The 16,643-nt window shown below is 67.9% G+C and carries 15 protein-coding genes and 1 riboswitch; of the genes, 1 reads left to right on the top strand and 14 read right to left on the bottom strand.

Going from position 1 to position 16,643, the window contains the following annotated elements:
* Nucleotides 1-138: 138 nt before the first annotated feature.
* Complete coding sequence (dacB, locus tag R2910_01705; protein ID MEZ4411686.1) at nucleotides 139-1,692, bottom strand: D-alanyl-D-alanine carboxypeptidase/D-alanyl-D-alanine-endopeptidase; 1,554 nt, start codon at nucleotides 1,690-1,692, stop codon at nucleotides 139-141.
* Between the two features lie 265 nt (nucleotides 1,693-1,957).
* The gene (locus tag R2910_01700) at nucleotides 1,958-3,121 is read right to left on the bottom strand and encodes an acyl-CoA dehydrogenase (protein ID MEZ4411685.1); all 1,164 of its coding nucleotides are present in this window, start codon (nucleotides 3,119-3,121) and stop codon (nucleotides 1,958-1,960) included.
* A gap of 1,271 nt (nucleotides 3,122-4,392) precedes the next feature.
* Between R2910_01700 and R2910_01695 the strand changes: the two genes are divergently transcribed.
* A complete protein-coding gene (locus tag R2910_01695) occupies nucleotides 4,393-4,662 on the top strand; it encodes a hypothetical protein (protein ID MEZ4411684.1) in 270 nt (89 codons plus the stop codon).
* 37 nt (nucleotides 4,663-4,699) lie between these two features.
* Here the strand turns inward: R2910_01695 and R2910_01690 are convergent, their stop codons facing one another.
* The 12 genes from R2910_01690 to R2910_01635 all read right to left on the bottom strand — a co-directional run bounded on the left by R2910_01690 (nucleotide 4,700) and on the right by R2910_01635 (nucleotide 16,579).
* Complete coding sequence (locus tag R2910_01690; GenBank protein ID MEZ4411683.1) at nucleotides 4,700-6,529, bottom strand: bifunctional homocysteine S-methyltransferase/methylenetetrahydrofolate reductase; 1,830 nt, start codon at nucleotides 6,527-6,529, stop codon at nucleotides 4,700-4,702.
* 20 nt (nucleotides 6,530-6,549) lie between these two features.
* Nucleotides 6,550-10,260 carry a methionine synthase gene (gene metH, locus R2910_01685; protein ID MEZ4411682.1) on the bottom strand — a complete coding sequence of 1,237 codons (3,711 nt, stop codon included), beginning with the start codon at nucleotides 10,258-10,260 and terminating at the stop codon, nucleotides 6,550-6,552.
* A 33-nt stretch (nucleotides 10,261-10,293) separates the two neighbouring features.
* A riboswitch (SAM riboswitch) is annotated at nucleotides 10,294-10,368 on the bottom strand.
* A gap of 49 nt (nucleotides 10,369-10,417) precedes the next feature.
* On the bottom strand, nucleotides 10,418-10,714 hold the full coding sequence (locus R2910_01680) for a DUF167 family protein (GenBank protein MEZ4411681.1): 297 nt from the start codon (nucleotides 10,712-10,714) through the stop codon (nucleotides 10,418-10,420).
* Nucleotides 10,711-11,292: a YggT family protein gene (locus R2910_01675; GenBank protein MEZ4411680.1), complete on the bottom strand. Its 582-nt coding sequence runs from the start codon at nucleotides 11,290-11,292 to the stop codon at nucleotides 10,711-10,713. Before R2910_01675 ends, R2910_01680 begins: the two co-directional genes overlap by 4 nt.
* 7 nt (nucleotides 11,293-11,299) lie before the next feature.
* A complete protein-coding gene (locus R2910_01670) occupies nucleotides 11,300-11,785 on the bottom strand; it encodes a hypothetical protein (protein MEZ4411679.1) in 486 nt (161 codons plus the stop codon).
* Nucleotides 11,766-12,740 (bottom strand): acyl-ACP desaturase, encoded by a 975-nt coding sequence (locus R2910_01665; protein ID MEZ4411678.1) that lies wholly within the window; start codon nucleotides 12,738-12,740, stop codon nucleotides 11,766-11,768. The genes R2910_01670 and R2910_01665 overlap by 20 nt, the downstream gene beginning before the upstream one ends.
* A 102-nt stretch (nucleotides 12,741-12,842) precedes the next feature.
* Complete coding sequence (locus R2910_01660) at nucleotides 12,843-13,271, bottom strand: GNAT family N-acetyltransferase (protein ID MEZ4411677.1); 429 nt, start codon at nucleotides 13,269-13,271, stop codon at nucleotides 12,843-12,845.
* Between the two features lie 205 nt (nucleotides 13,272-13,476).
* The gene (locus R2910_01655) at nucleotides 13,477-14,826 is read right to left on the bottom strand and encodes a hypothetical protein (GenBank protein ID MEZ4411676.1); all 1,350 of its coding nucleotides are present in this window, start codon (nucleotides 14,824-14,826) and stop codon (nucleotides 13,477-13,479) included.
* Between the two features lie 2 nt (nucleotides 14,827-14,828).
* On the bottom strand, nucleotides 14,829-15,098 hold the full coding sequence (locus tag R2910_01650; protein ID MEZ4411675.1) for a hypothetical protein: 270 nt from the start codon (nucleotides 15,096-15,098) through the stop codon (nucleotides 14,829-14,831).
* A gap of 28 nt (nucleotides 15,099-15,126) precedes the next feature.
* Nucleotides 15,127-15,852: a YIP1 family protein gene (locus R2910_01645; GenBank protein ID MEZ4411674.1), complete on the bottom strand. Its 726-nt coding sequence runs from the start codon at nucleotides 15,850-15,852 to the stop codon at nucleotides 15,127-15,129.
* On the bottom strand, nucleotides 15,849-16,190 hold the full coding sequence (gene cutA, locus R2910_01640; GenBank protein ID MEZ4411673.1) for a divalent-cation tolerance protein CutA: 342 nt from the start codon (nucleotides 16,188-16,190) through the stop codon (nucleotides 15,849-15,851). Before cutA ends, R2910_01645 begins: the two co-directional genes overlap by 4 nt.
* Entirely contained in the window at nucleotides 16,187-16,579 is a 393-nt protein-coding gene (locus R2910_01635) for a hypothetical protein (GenBank protein ID MEZ4411672.1), read from the bottom strand. Before R2910_01635 ends, cutA begins: the two co-directional genes overlap by 4 nt.
* Nucleotides 16,580-16,643: the final 64 nt, after the last annotated feature.

The following is a 16,643-nucleotide window of genomic DNA, read 5'->3' as shown; positions in this document are numbered from 1 at the left end:
CCAGCCGCACCAGACGGCTGGCGCAGGCGTCGGCACCAACTGCAGTCTGCGGGGGGCCGATTTGGCGGCTCCGAAGCATGAAAAAAACGGGGCGGCCACTGGCCGCCCCGCTGTCGTTCCCATCTTGTGCAGCGAATCCTAGAACAACCCGAACCCCACGATCGGTGCCGGCGCCGGCGGAGCCTCATCCTCGCCGCCCAGCTGCACCGGCTCGATGTCGAGCGAATGGTCCTCCGGGATCTGCACCGCGTCGGCGCCGAGCGTCCGAAAGAGCCTCCACTGCTCCTGGCGGGCGGTGTAGGAGTACCCGCCGTTGTACATCAGGGTCACCACGAGCACGCCTTCCGGGCGGCCAAGGTATCCCACCAGTGTGCTGACGTTGCCGAGCGTCCCGGTCTTGGCCCGAACCACGCCGCGTCCCGGCATCCCGCCGAGGCGGCCGAGGGTACCCTCGCCGTTGGCCGGCAGGAGGAGCGGGAAGTTTCGGCCTTCCGGCGTCATCGGGAAGCGGGTCAGGTACGAGACGAACACCGACGGCGCAATCCGGTCTTCAGTGGAGAGACCGCTGCCGTCCACCAGGTGGACGCCCGTGGTCGCACCGGTGATCGACCGGATGTGCTCCATCAGCTTCTGCGCGGCGTTGGTGGCGCCGCCGGCCCACCGGAGCAGCAGTTCGGCCCCGATGTTGAGGCTGCGGGTGTTGACCTCGGAGGCCAGGGAGTCGAGCGTCGGCGATTCGATCTCCGCCAGCACCGTGGCGTTCTCAGGCGATGAGGTGGAGGCCAGCGCAAAGGTGTTGTCCCACTGGATGCCGGCGTCCTTCAATGCCTTGCCCCAGACCGCGCGGAGGACGGCTTCAGGATGGTTGGCCACGGACGTCAGCCGCCGGGCCCTGGCACTGGTGCCGATCGTACCCGAGAGCACCCACCCGCCGCTGGAGGTGGACGAGAGCCGGAGCGAGGAGCGCCGACCGGCGACGGTCCGCGCCCGGTTGGTGACCAGCTGGCTCACCCCGGTGGGGGACTCGCCGATGATGACCGGCCGCGCGCCCGACTTTGAACCGGGCCGGACCGTGAATTCGACGGTGTTTTCGTGCAGCGTGATGGCGCCGATCGGCGGCGCAAAGAGCCGGCCCTTGTGGCGGGATGCCCAGACAGAGGGATAGACCGCATCGGCGGGGCCGTTTGCGCTCCGCACGACGAGGGGACCCTGCAGGTGCGTGATGCCGCGGGCGGCCAACTGCTGGGCCAGATCGGCCAGCTGCGGGCCCTGGCGGGTGGCGCGTTCCAGCGACAGATCGCCATTGAGCTCGAGCGCCCAGGTCCCCATCCACTGGCCCGTGAAGGGGTCCACCATCCCCGTGCCGACCACGCGCGTGGCGACGCGGGCGTCACCGCCGAGGGTGCTGCGGGCAAAGCCGGTGGTGAACAGCTTCACGGTCGAGGCGGGAAGGAGAGGGCGGTCTTCGGCGACGCTCCAGAGGACGCGTCCGGTCTGGTCGGCAATTGCGATGCCCCACTCGCCCGGTGCGCGGCGCTTGGCCCGCTTGTACCAGCTGTCCAGCGCGCGCTGCACTTCTGCGTCGCCCTGCGCCTGCGCCACGGCCGGCAACAGCGCCAGCCCGCCCATCAGGGCGAGCAGGCCGAGCACGGCGCGAAGGGTTGGGCGAGGCGCGCACAGGAAACGCGTCACAGGGGTACCGCCAGGTTGATGATTGGGGTCCGGCTGGAGGGCCGTCCGCCAGACAGGTAGAGCAAAGACCGTTCCCTTGGACCGAAGAGGGGCGGGCCGAGGGCTCAGACGACGAGGCCCGCGGCAACCGCCGCAGGCTCGTTGATCAATACTAGGGTCCAAACCATTGTGGCGTCAAGAGTTGACTTGGTGGACCGTCTCGCCTTGAAACGCGAGGCCCCCTGGGGCTTCCTGGGGACCCGGTCCAGGGAGTCGGCTCGCCAGCCTACTTGAGCATCAGCTTGGCGATGGTCTGGAGTTGCATGTTGCTCGTACCCTCGTAGATCGTGCCGATTTTTGCATCCCGATAGAACTTCTCTGCGGGGTACTCCTTGGAGTAGCCATACCCACCAAAGAGCTCGAGGCATTGGGAGGTGATGCGATCGGCCACCTGCGAGCTGAAGAGCTTGGCCATGGCGGCCTCGCGGAGGAACGGCTGCCCGGCACACTTGATCCGCGCCGCGTTGTACACCATCAGCTTGGCGGCCTCCAGCTCGGTGCCCATCTGCGCCAGCTGGAACTGGACGCCCTGGAATTCGGCGATCGGCTTCCCGAACTGCTTCCGCTCCTTCAGGTAGGCAGTGGCGGCTTCGAGGGCGCCGGTGGCCACGCCGATCATCTGGGCGCCGATCCCGATGCGGCCCTCATTCAGCGTCTCGATGGCAATCTTGTAGCCGAGGCCGACCGGGCCGAGGACGTTCTCGTCGGGCACGACGCAATTCTCGAGAATCAGCTCGGTCGTGCTCGAGGCGCGGATGCCGAGCTTGTCCTCCTTCTTGCCCACCTTGAAGCCCGGGAAGCCCTTCTCGATCAGGAACCCGGTGATCCCCTTGTAGCCCTTGGAGAAGTCGGTGTTGGCGAAGACGATGAAGAGCTCCGCCTCCGCGCCGTTGGTGATCCAGAACTTCCGACCAGTCAGCTCCCAGTGATCGCCCTTCCGCTCGGCCTTCGTTTCGAGGGCGAAGGCGTCGCTGCCGCTCGCCGGCTCGGACAGCGCGAAGGCGCCGAGCATGTCGCTCGCCATCCTCGGCAGGTACTTCTTGTGGATTTCCGGTGACCCCCACCGCAGGACGCAGTTGTTGACCAGGGTGTTGTGGACGTCCACGTAGATGGCCGCCGAGGCATCGACCCGGGCCAGCTCCTCGATGGCGAGCACGGCCAGGAAGATGTTGCCGCCCGCGCCACCGAACTGTTCGGGGATCTCGACCCCCATCAGGCCGAGCTCGAAGAACTTGGGGATGATGTCGGCGTTGAACTGGGCGCGGGCGTCCATGTCGTGGACATGCGGCCGGATTTCCGATTCGGCGAAGTCGCGGACGGCACTCCGGAACATCTCCTCTTCCTCGGTCAGCGTCGTCAGAGGAGGGATGGTCATGGAAAGTTCGGTCATGGGATTCCTCCCCGCCGGGCGGGGGCTTGAGTCGTGCGGGAAGATACCCGCCCGCCTCCGCGCGTTCAATCCGTCCACATTGCGTTCGCCGCGGCGGGAGGTATGTATTCGTGAACCTCCGGCCAGCCGTCCTACGCAGGAGCACTCGCATGGCTCTCTCCCGAGGCATCCCATGGTCTGCGCTCGGCACCCTCGCGCTGGTCGCCTGCAACGACCCCGCAACCGCGCCCCTACCCGACCAGCTGGTCGTGACCCGTGCTCCGTCCACCCTCGTTGGTGCGCCGGGATTCCCGCTGATGGACACCCTCTTTGTCCGGGTGCTCGACGCGGCGGGGAAACCACGGGTCGGGGTGGAGGTCTCCTGGGTAGTGCGGGACGGGGGTGGAAGCGTCCTCCCACTCTCCCCAGCATCCGACACCGATGGCACCGTCGCGGGCGTCTGGACCCTGGGGGCAAGGCCGGGCTACAATGAGCTCCGGGTGAGCCTGGGGGAGGAGTCGTCCCACACCTTTACGGCGACCGGGGAGGTGTTCCGGGCCACGGAGGTCGCTGGCAACTTCTACATCGGTTGTGGACTGGTTGGAGGGGCCATCTGGTGTTGGGGGCGCGGGGGGATCGAGGGGCCGCCAGCGTCCGACTACGACTCAGCCTCGGCAAGGCCTTGGGAAAGCGGAAGCTACTTCAACAGCAAGGGGCCGGCCCTATACGATGGCGCTCGTGAATACACAGATGTGGCGTTCGGGGAGGACTATCGCACTTGTGCCCTCGATGTCTCCGGCAGCGTTTGGTGTGGTGCCCCGCCACACGTCGAGCTTCCCCTGACGCAGGTCGTCGGCTTCCCACCTCTCCGATCCGGGAGCCTGACTGGCTCTACTCGAGGCGGGACGTGCGGACTTGCCGCTTCGGATGGTCGTGCATGGTGCTGGAAGGACGGTGACGTGGCGATGGTGCCAGGATCCCCTTCGTTTACGGCGCTGCGAATGGAATACGATGGACGCCTCTATTGCGGGCTTCAGCGTGATTCAACCGCTGCGTGCTGGGGCGAGGAGCCGCCGGGAAACGGCTCATACATCCCGTCGGCTGTTCCGGTCACCGTCAACGGTGGTGGGCGATTCGTCGACCTGGTAGTGGGTCAGTATTTCGCGTGTGGCCGTACATCCGAGGGCGAACTTTGGTGCTGGGGGAGGAGTTACAGCACCGGAACCCAGTGGCTCGAGCCAGTGCTGTCGGCTACCGGGGTCCTGCTGGTCGGGGCCACTGAGGACAGGCTGATGGTGAAGCTCCAGGGCGGGCAACTCGTTCGGGGGGTCGGCCCCGACTTTCTGCATCCGTCCTGGGACCCATCGCCCACGGTTGAAGGGTTGGGACAACTTCCAGTGGCCGGGTTTGCTGATCACGGGATTGGTTGCGTCCTCGGACCCGAGAACGAGGTCTACTGCGTGCGCGAAATGTGGGACTACTGGACGGGGCAGAACGTCAATGGTTACTTCCCGGTCATGCCCGTCCGCCAGGCGCCGCCCGCCCCAGCAGTGCTGCGCTAGAGTCCCGCCGCACCTCACCGGGATTGCCCGGTGGGGTTCACTCCGTCCCCAGCACCTCCAGCACCACCGGCACCCGCCCGAGGGGCGCGGCTATCTGCACGCCCTGCACGCGCGGCCGCACCGCCTCGAGCATTTCGCGGGCAATTTGGACCCCTTCCGCGAGCCCCGCCTCCCGTCCAGCGGCGCTGGCCACCCGCATCCGCTCCAGCACGGCGAGGGGCACCGAGACACCGGGCACTTCGTTGGCCAGGAACTCCGCGTTGCGGAGCGAGACGAGCGGCCAGAGCCCCGCGATGACCGGAATGCGGTGCTTCGAGGCGCGTTCAAGGAACCGGTCCAATTGCTCGAGGTCGAACACCGGCTGAGTGACGACATACTCGGCGCCGGCGTCCACCTTCCATGCCAGGCGGGACATTTCCCGCTCGATATCCGGCGCGGTGGGGTTGGCGCCCACGCCGATCACGAACCGGGTCGGCGCGCCGATGGCGTTGCCGCCGGGGTCGAGTCCATGGTTCAGTCGGGAGACGAGGTTCGTCAACCCGATGGCGTCGATGTCAAAGACGGCGGTCGCGTCGGGGTAGGGGCCCATCTTGGGCGGATCGCCCGTGATGATGAGGAGATTTCGGAGCCCCGCCGCGGCCGCGCCGAGCAGGTCGGAGAGCATGCCGAGCAGGTTACGGTCGCGGCAGGCGTAATGGACGACCGCCTCGAGCCCCACCTCGCGCTCGATGAGCAGCCCCGAGAGCAGGGCGCCCATCCGACTCTGCGCCCGGGGTCCATCCGGCACGTTGACCGCGTCCACCCCGGCGGCCTTGAGCGCGCGCACCTGCGCGTACATCGGTGCCGGGTCGACTCCCTTGGGCGGTACGATTTCAACCGTGGTGACAAACGCCCCCGCAGCCAGCTTGGCGCCCAGCTTCGAGCGCTCGGCGAGCGGCAGGGCGGGGACGCCTTGCGCCGTGGCCGGCGCGACGGTCAGGTGGGCGTGGCGCGGCGAGGCGCTCTGCACGAAGCCCACCATCGCCTTGATATGCTCGGGGGTGGTGCCGCAGCACCCACCCACGATGCGCGCGCCCGCCTCGACCATCCGCTTCGCGTAGGTGGCCATGTACTCTGGTGAGGCCATGTACATCTTGCGGCCGCCGACGTCGCGCGGGAGGCCGGCGTTGGGCATGGCGCTCAGGGGGAGGTCGACGACCCGCGCCAGGTGCTCAATGGCCTCGAGGACTCCGTGCGGGCCAACGGAGCAGTTCACTCCGATGACATCCACCCCCATGGCGGCGATGGCCGGTCCGAAGGTGGAGGGCGCCGTCCCGTAGTGGGTCCGTCCGTCCTCGCCGACGGTCATCTGGGCGATGATCGGCAGGTCGGACAGGCCGCGGACGCCGTTCACCGCCGCGCGGAGTTCCTCAACGTCGCTGAACGTCTCCAGGAGGAAGCCGTCCACGCCGCCGGCCAGGAGCCCGGCCGCCTGTCGTGCGAAGGCCGCCTGCGCCTCCTCCACCGAGGTCTCGCCGAACGGCTCGATGCGGATACCGAGCGGACCGATGGCGCCTACCACACACGCGCGATCCCCGGCCGCCTCTCGCGCCAGGCGCGCGGCCGCCTCGTTGATCGTCTCGGTGTCGTCCGCCAGTCCGTGGTGCGCCAGCTTCACGGGATTGGCGCCGAAGGTGTTCGTTTCGATCACCTCGGCGCCCGCGCGGACGTACTCGCGATGAATCTCGCGGATGATGTCGGGCTGCCGGAGGTTGAGTTCGTCGTAACAGACGTTGAGGAAGACGCCCTTGCTGTAGAGCATCGTCCCCATCGCGCCGTCGGAAACGTGGACATGGCCGTCGGCGAGCAGCTGGCGCAGGTCAGGCATTCGGTGTCCCCCGGCGTGACTCAGCCACGGTCGTACCCCAGGTTCGGCGCGAGCCACTCTTCAGCTTCCGCCAGGCTCCAGCCCTTTCGACGGGCGTAGTCCTCGACCTGGTCGCGTCCAAGGCGGCCCACGCCGAAATAGGAGGCGCCGGGATGCCAGAAATACATCCCGCTCACCGCGGCGGTGGGTGTCATGGCACAGCTCTCGGTGAGCTGGATCCCCGCGCGTTGCTCGGCCTCCAGCAGCGAGAGGATGGTACGCTTCTCGGTGTGCTCCGGGCAGGCTGGGTATCCCGGAGCTGGCCGAATGCCCTGGTACTGTTCCCGGATCAGCGACGCGTTGTCGAGTACTTCGTCCGGGGCGTATCCCCACAACTCCCGGCGCACCCGCTCGTGGAGGCGCTCCGCGAACGCCTCCGCCAGCCGGTCCGCGAGCACCTTGGCCATGATGGCGCCGTAGTCGTCATGCACCGCTTCGCGCGCCGCCACGATCGCGTCCAGCCCGTGTCCGGTCGTCACGGCGAACAATCCCAGGTAATCGGGGGCAACGTCCGCCGGCGCGACATAATCCGCGAGCGCGCGGTTGGCGCGACCCTCCGCCTTGGCCATCTGCTGGCGCAGGGTGTGGATCACGGCGCGCACCTCCGTGCGTCCTTCGTCCGCGTAGAGCGCGATGTCGTCGTCGCCCAGCCGCGATGCGGGGAAGAACCCGAGCACGGCGCGCGCCTCGAGTCGCCGGTTCGCCACGATGTCCTGCAGGAGCCTTTCAGCGTCCGCCATCAGCTCCCGGGCCGCCGCGCCGGTGGTGGGATCGTCGAGAATGGCCGGATAGAACCCCTTGAGCTCCCACGCCTGGAAGAACGGCGTCCAGTCGATACGGGGGACGAGTTCCTCCAGCGGGTAGCTGGTGAATTCGCGGAGGCCGAGGAAGGTCGGGCGCGGTGGCTGCGTCGGCCACTCGAGGCGCACGGCGCGCTGCCGCGCCTCGGCGAGCGGTCGGATCGGTGTCGCATCCTTCGCCGCGTGTTCCTTGCGGAGTATCTCTTGGGCCGCGCGCGTCTCCGCCACAAAGGCAGGGCGGAGGCCGTCGCTGAGGAGGCTGCTGGCCACCGCCACGGCGCGCGAGGCGTCTTGCACGTGCACCACCGCCTCCGGGTAGGCCGGCGCGATGCGGACGGCGGTATGCGCCCGGCTGGTGGTGGCGCCGCCGATGAGCACCGGCTGCGTGAATCCCTCGCGCGCCAACTCCCCCGCCACGAACGCCATTTCCGAGAGCGACGGGGTGATCAGGCCGCTCAGGCCGATCAGATCGACGCCGTGCTCGCGTGCGGCGTCGAGGATCTTCGCGGCGGGCACCATCACGCCGAGATCGATCACCTCGAAGTTGTTGCACTGCAACACCACACCGACAATGTTCTTGCCGATGTCGTGGACATCGCCCTTGACGGTGGCGAGAAGAATCTTCCCCTTCGGGCGGCCGCCGTCCCGCGCCTTGGCCGCCTCGATATATGGGATCAGGTGCGCCACCGCCCGCTTCATGACCCGCGCGCTCTTGACCACTTGCGGCAGGAACATCCGTCCTGCGCCGAACCGGTCGCCTACCTCATTCATGCCATCCATCAGCGCGCCTTCGATCACGTCGAGCGGATGCGCCGCCTCCTGCCGGGCCTCCTCCGTGTCCGCCTCGATCCAGTCGGTGAGGCCTTCCACCAGCGAATGGACCAGCCGGTCGTGGACCGAGCGCTCGCGCCACTCGAGGTTGGGTCCCGCCGACACGGCCTGTCCGGCCACGCCGGCGGCCACCGCCAGCAGCCGCTCGGTCGCATCAGCGCGGCGGTTGAGGACCAGGTCCTCCACCCGTTCCCGCAGGTCGGCAGGGAGATCGTCATACAGCGCCAGTTGCCCCGCGTTGACGATGCCCATGTCGAGGCCGGCGCGAATGGCGTGGAACAGGAACACGGCGTGGATCGCCTCGCGCACCGGGTCGTTGCCGCGGAACGAGAAGGAGACGTTGCTGATGCCGCCGCTGACCGACACGTGCGGCAATTCTGCCTTGATGCGTCGGGTGGCCTCGATGAATGCGAGCCCGTAGCCGGCGTGCTCCTCGAGGCCGGTCCCGATGGCGAAGACGTTCGGGTCGAGGATGATGTCTTCCGGCGGGAAGCCCGCCTGGGTGGTCAGGAGCTCGACGGCCCGTCTCCCGATCGCCACCTTCCGTTCCACGGTGTCGGCCTGGCCCTGCTCGTCGAAGGCCATGACCACCACGGCCGCACCGTAGCGACGCACCAGGCGGGCCTGCTCCAGGAACGCCTCCTCACCCTCCTTGAGCGAGATGCTGTTGACCACGCTCTTCCCCTGCACGCACTTCAGCCCGGCCTCCAGCACCTCCCAGCGGGACGAGTCGATCATCACGGGCACCTTGGCGATGCCCGGCTCGACCGCTGCCAAGCGGAGGAACCGGGTCATGGCCGCGACGGCGTCCAGCATCCCCTCGTCCATGTTCACGTCGATCAGCTGGGCGCCGTTGTCCACCTGCTGCCGCGCCACCTCGAGCGCGGCCTCGTATTGGCCGTCGAGAATCAGCTTGGCGAAGCGGCGCGAACCGGTGACGTTGGTCCGCTCACCGATATTGACGAAATTCGTGTCTGGCCCCACGACGAGGGGCTCGAGGCCGCTCAGGCGGAGCCGGGGCTCGAGTTCCGGCGGGTGACGGGGCGCGAGGCCGCGCACCGCGGCCGCCACCGCGCGGATGTGGTCGGGCGTCGTCCCGCAGCAGCCGCCGACGATGTTCACCAGCCCTTGTTCCGCAAACTCCCGCACCACCGCGGCCAGTTCCGCGGGGGTCTCATCGTAGCCGCCGAAGGCGTTCGGCAATCCCGCGTTCGGGTAGACGCTGATGCGGGTCGGCGCGACCCGCGAAAGCTCCTGCAGGTGCGCGCGCAGCGCCTTGGCGCCGAGGGCACAGTTGAGGCCGACAGCCAGCGGGCGCGCATGCGACACCGCCAGCCAGAACGCCTCGACCGTCTGCCCCGACAGGGTGCGCCCGCTCTGGTCGACCACAGTGCCGGAAATGATGACCGGCAGCCGGGCGCCCCACCGCTCGAAACACTCCTCGATGGCGAAGATGGCGGCCTTGGCGTTGAGCGTGTCGAAGACCGTTTCGACCAGCAGGAGGTCGGCGCCTCCTTCGACCAGCCCCTCCACCGCTTCGCGGTAGGCGCCGGCCAGCGTATCGAAGTCGATGTTGCGGTGGCCTGGGTCGTTCACGTCGGGGCTGAGCGACGCGGTCCGATTGGTCGGCCCGATGGCGCCGGCCACGTAGCGGAAGTGCCCCGGTTCCCGCGCCTCCGCCCGGTCGGCGGCAGCCCGCGCGACCTCGGCGGCCGCGCGATTCAGTTCCCGTGCAATCGGCGAGAGCGCGTAATCGGCCAGGGCGATGGAGGTCGCGTTGAAGGAATTGGTCTCGATCAGGTCGGCGCCGGCGGCGAGGTAGGCGTCGTGGATACCGCCGATGATGTCGGGCCGGGTCAGGCAGAGCAGGTCGTTGCAGCCGCGCAGGTCGCTGGTGTGTTCCGCGAAGCGGTTGCCGCGAAAATCAGCCTCGCCGAGGTCGTGCTGCTGGATCATTGTGCCCATGGCGCCATCGAGCACGAGAATCCGCTCGCTCAGCAGGCGCTCGAGCGCGGCCAGGCGGCGGGGGCGGGTGGGGAAAGCGGGACCAGGGAAGGACATGACGCAGGGCTCCAACAACGACGCCCGGAACCAAAACGGCTCCAGGCGAGCGTTTTAGCAGGTTGTTTAACGTGGCCGCAATATGCGCAAATCACCACGAATCAGTTTGTACGACACCTGAATTGTACCCACCAGCCTCTCGATGGCAAGGGCGGAGTCACTCTGGCGGCAGTCCCATTGCTTCCACGGCGGCCGCGCGCCCGACGCCCCGGACAAGCACGGTCTTCTGGCGCCCACCGTGGCCGGCCGTGATCTCCACCGCCCGTGCCGGCACCCCGAGCGTCGTGGCGAGAAATTGGATCAGCGCGTCATTGGCCGCGCCGTCCACCGGAGGGGCGGAGAGCCGGATCCGGACGCTGTCCCCATGGAGCCCGGCCACTTCGGTGCGGGAGGCCCGCGGCTGGATCCGGAGCCGGAGCCGGACCCCGTCGCCCGTGCCCTCCACCGGGTTCATCGAACGAGACCGAGCAGCAGCGACCGCAGCAGCACGAGTGCGAGCCAGGCCACGAGCGGACTGAAGTCGATCATCCCCATCGGGGGCAGGACTCGTCGGATCGGGGCGACCAGCCACTCGGTCAGCAGGATGACAGGCCGAAAGTGACGATGATAGACACCGATGCCAAACCACGACGCCACGACCCGGATGATCAGGGCGGCGATCAACAGGGCAAAGACCCCGTTGATCAGGAACGCGGCCATGCCGCCGGCGCCGGCGCCGGCCGCCAACCGGGCGCGGAACCAGAATCCGATCATCCAGTCGGTGAGCGAAATCAGCAGCAGGCCGCCGAGGACGGTGAACCCGAACAGCCAGAGCGGCGCATCCTGGGGGTTTCGCCCGGCGCGAGTCAGACGAGCCTCGAGCGGGCGGAGGACGGGGTCGGACACCCGGCGCACCAGCCGGGGCCAGGCCCCGAACGGCGCCAGGTGCCGCGCGCGCACCAGCCAGAAGGTGAGCGCTACCACTGCCGCGTAGCAGAGCGCCGCGATACTGAGCCCGCGGGCGACGAGCGCGAGGAGGGTCGGGATGCTCATGCGGGCCTCATCGGCCGCTGGCGCGTTGCACCTTGTAGGGAGAGCTCAGCCCCTCGGAGTTGGTGCAGGTGACCGTGAATCGGCCGTCGTTGAGCGCCGACTCCTCAAGGAGGTCTGTGGTGCCCCGGCAACTCGTCAGCTGGTGGCCGAGCGGGTTGCGGAACATCGCGAAGGCCATCGGGGGCTTGGTGCGGGTGTCGATCTGCCGCGCAATCTTGGGGGTGAGGCTGTCGATGCCGGCCGACCGCAGTGACGTCGGATACTTCCGCTGGTTGGCGGCGGCGTAGGCGGCGAGACGGTCGACAAGCAGGAACACGTCACGGCCGAGAAGCGTGGCCTCCTCCTGCGCGACATCCCCCGCGGGCGGGGCAGGACGGGACGCCGGATTGGCCTGTGGTGGTGCCTTGTCCTTCCCGCAGGCGCCGGCCAGGGCGCAGAGCAGCGAGAGGGCGACAGCGCGGCGGGTGACCCCGCTACTCCATGGCGAATTCACGATTGAATACCACCTCGAACGTGAAGGTCTTGGCCCGGCTGCGGGTCTCGATCAGGTCGGCGATGCGACGGAGACGGTCGGGCACCGCCATGATCCGCTCCTGCGCCTTCCGCCCCATCTCGTTCAGCCCCTCGAGCTTCTCGATCTTCCAGTAGGCGATCTGCTCCTGGACAATTTTGAGGTAGTCGCGCGGTCCGTAGATGCCGGCGCGCCGGATCACCTCGGCGAAATCGCGGAAGCCAGGAATGGTGAGCCCCGGCATGTCGATCCCGGGCAGGATATGCGACGCCGACTCCAGGCCACGGTTCGGATCGCGCTTGAGCACTTCGGCAAACACCGAACGGTAAAAGGTGAAGTGCCGTGCCTCCTCCATCGCGACCTTCTCGAGCACCTCGCCAAGTTCCGGGTCGTACTCCGACACGATCTTCCCGGTCTCGGCATGGGAGCGCTGTGTCGCACGTTCCTGGACCGACGTGTAGACGAACACGCGATAGGGGTCCTTGTCCCAGTCCGGATTGAACCCGGCCCGCATGTATTCGAACTGAATTTCCTCCAGCTTCCGCTGGTCGAGAAGCCCGGTGTCGCGAACGTAGTCATGGAGCACCTGGCCGTGGCGGTCCTCTTCGGCGGTCCAGAGGTTGAGCCAGTCCCGCCAGTGGCTGTCCTCGCCGGCGTGCGCCGCGAAGACCCGGTGGAAATGAGGGAGCCCTTCCTCCGTGAGGAGGTTGAGGGCGACGGCGGCTCGGGCCGGCACCGGAATCCCGTCGGCGCGGCGCCGGGCGCGTTTGAGGTGATCGTCAACCGACTCGTCGGGGCCGGGACCGAGGAGGTCGTGCGGGAACCAGAGGGGACGCTTCGCTTCGTGCGCGGCCATCAAGTCGCGCACGGTGGTCTCGAAGTCCCGCAGCACCTCGAACTTCTCGATGATGTCCCGCGCAGTGTCACGAATCGTCATGATGCCCCCGGGGCCGCCGGCCCGGAACGAGAGAGAGTCGAGGTGGCCACGCCACCTCGACTCTCTAAGCTAACGTCCTCCCCGCGCCTCCGCAGCACCGGCTCAGGACGACGGCAACGCCTTTTCCATCAGGTACCAGACCTGGCGACCGATGTAGCCCTCACGGGTCATCACGCGACGCCACCCCATCGCCGTGAGGAAGGCTTCCGAACGGAGGTCGTCGGTCCAGAATTCGACCAGATGCGCCCCGTAGCTGGCGGCCCGCTCCTCGAAGGCGCCGAGCAGCCGATGCGCGTGCCCCTGCCGCCGTTCCGCCGGTGCCACCGCCACTTCGACCAGGTGGGCCACGCCGCCCTGCAGTGTGTAGCGCAGGCCGCCGACCCAGTCGCCGATTTCACTGGTCAGGACGAGGTACCGATCCTCGACACGAATCGTCGTCCCCTCGGCTTCGTCTTCCTCGGTCAGGAGGTCCGAAAACCAGGCGGCAAACTCTTCATCCTGTTCCATCTCACGGATCGTGATTTCACTCATCGGTCCGGTGTCTCCCGGTGACGGGCCAGGCGCCAGTGCCTGCCCATCGATAGGTGTTTGCAACTTGGGTGCCATACCGGCCCGCTCCCGATCTGCCGCGGTGGGCAAGTGCCCATCCCATAATACTGTTACAACGGTGGGCGGCATTTCGTTCCCGTCGCTGGGCGTCCCCCGGAAGGGACGACCGGGGCGGGGTGGAATTCCCTCAGGTGAGTCCGATCGCGATGGCGGCGGTCAGTGCAATCGTCGCCAGCGCCGTCAGGAGCAACATCACCGGGATGGCGAATTTCCACCACTCCTCCAGGCGGACGCCAACGGCGGCGACCATGGCCAGCAGCGCGCCATTGGTGGGATTGACGAGGTCCATCAGCCCTACGCCGAACTGGTAGGCGAGTACCGTCACCTGGCGCGCGAGCCCCAGGAGATCCGAGAGCGGCACGAGCAGGGGCATGGTCAACACGGCCTGGCCGCTGGTGCTCGGCACGGGGATGTGCAGAAGTGCGTGCGCCACCATCATCCCGAACGCCGTCAGGGTGACGGGAAGCTCGGCGACGGGGGCGAAGAGCCCGCGGACCACCGTGTCCACGATGTGGCCCTGGTTCATCACGACGTAAATGGCGCGGGCGAAGCCGATGATCATGGCCGCGTACGCCATGGACTTGAAGCCGTCCACGTACGCTTCGGCGGTTCCCTCGAAGCCCAGTTTGCCAACGAGCCCCGCGATGAGACCCATCGCGAAGAAGAGCGCCGACATCTGGTCGAAGTCCCAGTCCCAGCGGAGCACCCCCACCACGAAGAGCGCGAAGGCGCCGATAATGAGCGCCAGGATGGTGCGCATCCGCCATCCGCTTGCCCCCGCCGCGGCCTCCTGTCCCGTGGAGGCGACCGCCGCGGTCTGGGTGCGCGCCGCGTAGCGCATGGTGTACCAGATATAGATGGCGAGCGCGGGGATCAGGAAGGCGATGCGAAAGGCCGACCCGCTCAGGAGCGGCAGGCCAGCCACCTTCTGCGCGATGCCGACCATGAAGGGGTCGATGGGGCTGAAGGCGGCGCCGACGATGGCGGCGCCGATGCTCATCGCGACGGCGGTGACCCGGTTGAATCCGAGGCGCGCCACGAGGAGGAGGAGGATGGGGGCGAAGGCGATCAGCTCTTCCTGCATCTGGATCAGGATGCCGCCGGTGGCAAAGACCAGGCAGGAGATCGGGATGACGAGGGTGTCGTGGCCGCGCAATCGCGCCACGAGTTCGTCGAGGAGGGTACCGAAGACACCGGTCCGCTCCACCACGGTCCAGGCGGCGCCAACCAGGAAGACGAGAAAGATGACGGAGGCGGCGTCGGCCATCCCCTTCGGGATGTCGACGAGCGCGTCGGTCAGGGAGACCGGTGCGGGAGCGACGGTCCGGTAGGTGCCGGGGACCACCACCTGCCGGCCGGTGGCCGGATCCTCCTGGCGCTGATATTCCCCGGCGGGGACGATCCAGGTCAGGGCCGCCGCCGCCAGCACGAACCCGACCAGGAGGACGAGCGGGTGCGGGAGGCGGAGCCCCGTCATGCTCACAGCGGCCTACACGACTTTGCGACGGGAATTGCCTTGCCGCAGGCGATCGACTCGTTCATGCCGGCGATGATCGGGCCGCACGCCGTGGTCTGCGCCTGTTGCAGGGCGTCGGATTCGGACGCGCCGGAGGCGGTCGCGGTGTTGCTGCGCCCGTTGTACTCGACGGTGACGGTGCACTCCACGTTCTGGCTGTTGAGCGTGGAGTAGAGGAGCATGGCGCCGAAGCCCAGGGCGACGGCAATGGTGATGATGGTGCTGCGCTTCATGGGTTCTCCCGCGCGGGTACTTGGGTGGTCAGCCGGCCATCAGGGCGGGCAGGACCTTGGGAAGCGCGCCGATCACCCAGACGATGGCGCCGCCGAGCAGCGCCTTGCTCATCGGGATCTTGCCGACCACATGGAGGCCGACCGCGATGAGGAAGGTGATCCAGAGCGTGAAGACGTCCACGCGCATCAGGGTTGCCATCAGCACGCCCGACGTCGTATCCGGGTTGAACATCCGCGCCACCCCGAGCTTGACCGACGCTTCTCCGGTCAATTGTTCCTCCGGCAGGAGGAGCGCCTGGGCGCCGGAGACGAGCAGCTCGAGGATCCGCGGGAAGTAGCTGTAGGTGGCGATCATCATCGCCGCCCCAACCGACACGGCCGCCCCGACCATCTTGCCGGCCACCCAGGTGGTGAGCCCCAGCAGGAGCACGATGACCGGGAGGCTGACCACGATGCCCACCACCGCAAACTTCTCGGAGGCGGCGCGCATGCCGGCCGCCATCTCTTCAGTCATCTGGGGGTTCTTGGCCATGGCCTTCGCGATGCCGCGCGACATCTCGGCGTCCATGATGGGCTGAAACGCGCCCTTCAGGCCGAACCAGATCGCGATGAACACCACCAGGAAGACCAGCAGCGGGACGAAAAAGCCGGCGTCCTTGCGCCGTTCAAAGACGGCGGACGGCTTGATAAAGATTTCGAGGAAGTCTTCCCAGATCGGGGTGGATTCGGGGGCCGGTGCAGTTGGAGCGGTCATGTCGATCCTCCGGTTGATGGCGCCGTTTCGGCGCGGAGCCAGGCGAGGTAGTCGGCGCTGCCCGCCAGAACGGCGGTGGCGATGATCTCAGGGTTGTCGTAGCTGTGCGCTGCGCGAAGCAGTGTCTCCAGCTCGGAGTAGCGTGCCCGCGTGGTCTTCAGGATGCAGAGCCACTCCTCCGCATGGCGCACCTGCCCTTCCCAGCGATAGGTGGATACTATCGGGCCGGCGACCTGGCCGCAGGCGGCCAACCGCCGTTCGACCGCACTCCCCGCGAGCTGGTCCGCCTCCTCACGAGAGGAAGCGGCCACCGTCACCTGGAGGCAGTCGTCGGTCACGAGGCAGGTGCGGCCGCCGAGATGCCGGGGGTCTCGTTGCCACGCCGACCGTCGGCGATCGGATCAACCGCGGTGCGCCAGCCGCTCCGGAACTGCAGCGTGATACGGTGGCCGAGGCTGTCGACGGTCACGTTGACCACGTCGGGCATGGTGCGGGCATAGGCGGCGCCGGCGGCCGCCTGCGCCCCGAAGTCCGCCGGGGTGTCGCCCTGGTACGCGAAACCGAACTCACGCGCCACGGCCACGGCCTGCGCCTGCTCCTTCCCGTACCGGGCAAACTGGTCCGGCGGAATGAGCCCTTTCTGGGACACCACCGGGGTGTAGCTGTCATAGCTCGGGCAGCCGGACAGGGCGATCGCAAGCAGGGGGAGGGCAAAAAGGCGGCGCATGTCAAGTCGTCCTGGGGTGTAGTGGACCGGCCGGGCGCCTCCGGACCGTGCGGACCGGAGGGGG

The organism is Gemmatimonadales bacterium (assembly GCA_041390145.1).
In the GTDB taxonomy this organism is placed as follows: domain Bacteria; phylum Gemmatimonadota; class Gemmatimonadetes; order Gemmatimonadales; family GWC2-71-9; genus SPDF01.
Note: the sequence above shows the minus strand (reverse complement) of the source record. Positions and strands in the feature narration are given on the sequence as shown.